Here is a 1,478-nt window from a genome sequence, read left to right on the forward strand (position 1 = left end):
GGTCGTCCCGATCTTGGCCTTGCCGAGGAAGCGCTCGCTGACCTTGTCGATCGTGCGGTGGTAGGGCGCGATGACGTGCGCGTTGGCGCTGATGATGAGCTTGGAGGTGTCGACGCCGCGGCTCTCCAGCAGGTCGATCTCGGAGAACATCACCGACAGGTCGATCACGACGCCGTTGCCGATGACCGGCACGACGGTGGGCGTGAGGATGCCGCTCGGCAGGAGGTGGAGGGCGTACTTCTCAGCGCCGATGACGATGGTGTGCCCGGCGTTGTTGCCGCCGTTGTAGCGCACCACGTAGTCGACATCGGCCCCGAGAACGTCGGTGGCCTTGCCCTTCCCCTCGTCGCCCCACTGGGCGCCGACCACCACGATCGCGGGCACGGGCGTGTACACCTACTCGACTGGGGGGACGCGTACGGCGAGCGAGATTACCGGACGAGGAGATGGGAGCGCCCGTGGCGGACGCCGGGAGGCCCGCGTTCCTGCTGGTGACGAACGCCCGGGCGGGCTCGGCGCAGCGGGACACCATCGTCGCGGTGAAGTCGGTCCTGCGCTCCGCGGCCGACGTCGACGAGGCCGTCTGCGGCGACGCGGACGACGTGGGCCGCATCCTCGCCCAGGCCGGTGGGCGCACTCCGGTGATCGCCGGCGGCGACGGGTCGCTGCACGTCACGGTCAACGCGCTGCTCGAGTCCGGGCTCCTGGAGTGGGAGACGCCGCTCGGCCTGGTCCCCATGGGGACGGGCAACGACTTCGCGCGCTGCCTCGGCATCCCGCTCGACCCGGTCCAGGCCGCGGCCGCCCTGCTGCGCGCGGTCCGCGACGGCAGCTCGCGCCGGCTGGACCTGGTCACGGCGGACGACGGCAGCGCGGTCGTCAACGCCGCGCACGCCGGCGTGGGGGCCGACGCGGCCAAGGCGGCTGGCGGGCTGAAGCCGGCGCTTGGGCCGGCGGCGTACCCGGTCGGGGCGGTGGTCGCCGGTGTGCGCTCCACCGGATGGAAGCTCCGGGTCGAGGTCGACGGGCAGGTGGTCGCCGACGACGACGCGCTGCTGGTCGGCGTGGCCAACGGCACGTCCATCGGCGGCGGCACGCTCCTCGCGCCGGACGCCGACCCCGGCGACGGGCTGCTCGACGTCGTCGTGGCCACCTCGACCGGGCCGCTGGAGCGGATGGGCTTCGCCCTGGACGTACGCCGCGGCGAGCACGCGGAGCGGGACGACGTCGTCACGGCGCGGGGCAGGTCCGTGACCGTCAGCGGCGAGGAGTTCGGGGTGAACGAGGACGGCGAGGTGCTCGGGCCGCTGACCTCACGCACCTGGACCATGTCCCCCGGCGCGTGGTCGGTCTGGGCGCCCACGCCGGCCTGACCGCCCCCCTCCGCGGGAAGAGTGCGGCATTGCTGCCCCTCTAGCGCGAGAGTGCGGCACTCTGCCAACCGGGCGCCGCGAGAATGCGGCACTCTGCCAACCGGC

The 1,478-nt window shown here is 73.3% G+C and carries 2 protein-coding genes; one reads left to right on the forward strand and one right to left on the reverse strand.

Going from position 1 to position 1,478, the window contains the following annotated elements:
* Nucleotides 1–384: adenylosuccinate synthetase (locus G9H71_RS22620; RefSeq protein WP_331273209.1), on the reverse strand; the 384-nt coding region annotated here is incomplete at its 3' end.
* A gap of 74 nt (nucleotides 385–458) precedes the next feature.
* Here G9H71_RS22620 and G9H71_RS22625 point away from each other — a divergent pair.
* Complete coding sequence (locus tag G9H71_RS22625) at nucleotides 459–1,373, forward strand: diacylglycerol/lipid kinase family protein (RefSeq protein ID WP_331273210.1); 915 nt, start codon at nucleotides 459–461, stop codon at nucleotides 1,371–1,373.
* Nucleotides 1,374–1,478 lie beyond the last annotated feature (105 nt).

The organism is Motilibacter deserti (assembly GCF_011250635.1).
In the GTDB taxonomy this organism is placed as follows: domain Bacteria; phylum Actinomycetota; class Actinomycetes; order Motilibacterales; family Motilibacteraceae; genus Motilibacter_A; species Motilibacter_A deserti.